Below are 1,326 nucleotides of genomic sequence, written 5' to 3' on the forward strand. Positions count from 1 at the left end.
TTAATAATTATTAATTAAATAATTGAGGTTAAAAGCCTCCCCTTTCAAGGGGAAAAAAATAAATTTTTTCCTTAGAACATCAATCCTCTCCCTTTTAGGGAGAGGTAATTATCAATTATCAATTAATAATTACCCGGTAAATTTAGCAGATTCATTAATAATGGAATATTTAACTAAAATCAAAATTAAAGATTTAGTACAAAATGTGATTGAGACAAAGTTAAATAGATACTGGGGTGAAACTGACTATAAGCCATTTTTTGAAGCATTATTTGGTGAAGCAGTAATTATACAAACTTCAATATTACATTCTTTTTATACATCATTTGGTATGTCTGTATATGAACCTATTGCTAAAATATTAGCTGAAAATGCTGGCTATGAAGCGCAAACTCAATATGATTTATTAGGTGAGATAGATGCTCAAACAGAAAATATGATTAATGAATTATGTCAGAGTAATACCCCTCCTGATAAAGTACGAGAAATTGAAAAAATCAAGCAATCTATTAAAGAGGCAAAACCAAGGCAAGATAAAGATTCTCGTCTAGATATTTTTATTTATAAACCAAATACAAATGAAGAGCTATACATTGATATAACTACTGCAAAACCTAACAAAAAAGAATTTGGTGCATTAAGAAGAAAAATGCTCCGTTGGTGTGGATTAAGGTTTAGTCAATAGAAACAAGCAAAGATCAAAACTTATATTGCTATTCCCTACAATCCTTATCATCCTCGCCCCTATGCTCGATGGACTGCTAATGAATGTGATGTAAAAAATGAGCTATTAATTCAAGAAAATTTTTGGAATGAATGTGCAGGGGAAGAGGTATATGAAGACTTATTAAACATTTTTAGAGAAGTTGGAGTTGAGATGAAATCAAAGATTGACCAATGGATTAAGTCAAAATCTAGGTAAAAGAGGGGTTTCAATAATTGATAATTGATAATTGATAATTACCTCTCCCTAAAACGGATTGGATTGAATAAAAGGAAAAATTTTTTTGTTTCTCCACGGCGAGTGAGAGGCTTTATACCTTGATTTTTCGGTAAGCTTTTATATTTATCATTATGAAGTTAATCTAATTAACAAAACCTAGCAACTCCAGTAAAGACTTAGCTAAATAATAAACAACTGGAATAGATACAGCATTGCCGAATTGTTTCTTAGCAATATTCTCCTTACTATGCAGTCTAAACCAACTAGGAAAACCTTGTAACTTAGCACAGTCTTTTGCAGTTATATACCTATACTTTTTCTTCTGATAAATTTCCTTGATAAATAAAGACTTATACTCCTCTGGAGTTTCCCCATTAATAGAA

1 protein-coding gene and 1 pseudogene are annotated in these 1,326 nt (G+C 30.4%); one reads left to right on the plus strand and one right to left on the minus strand.

Annotated elements, in window-relative coordinates; genetic code table 11:
• The first annotated feature begins 160 nt into the window (after positions 1 to 160).
• A pseudogene (locus F6K13_RS33520) lies at positions 161 to 922 on the plus strand (TdeIII family type II restriction endonuclease).
• Between the two features lie 163 nt (positions 923 to 1,085).
• Here F6K13_RS33520 and F6K13_RS33525 read toward each other — a convergent pair.
• Positions 1,086 to 1,326: DNA cytosine methyltransferase (locus F6K13_RS33525; protein ID WP_287289982.1), on the minus strand; the 241-nt coding region annotated here is incomplete at its 5' end.

The sequence above is a fragment of the Okeania sp. SIO2B9 genome, from assembly GCF_010672505.1.
GTDB classification, from domain to species: domain Bacteria; phylum Cyanobacteriota; class Cyanobacteriia; order Cyanobacteriales; family Microcoleaceae; genus Okeania; species Okeania hirsuta.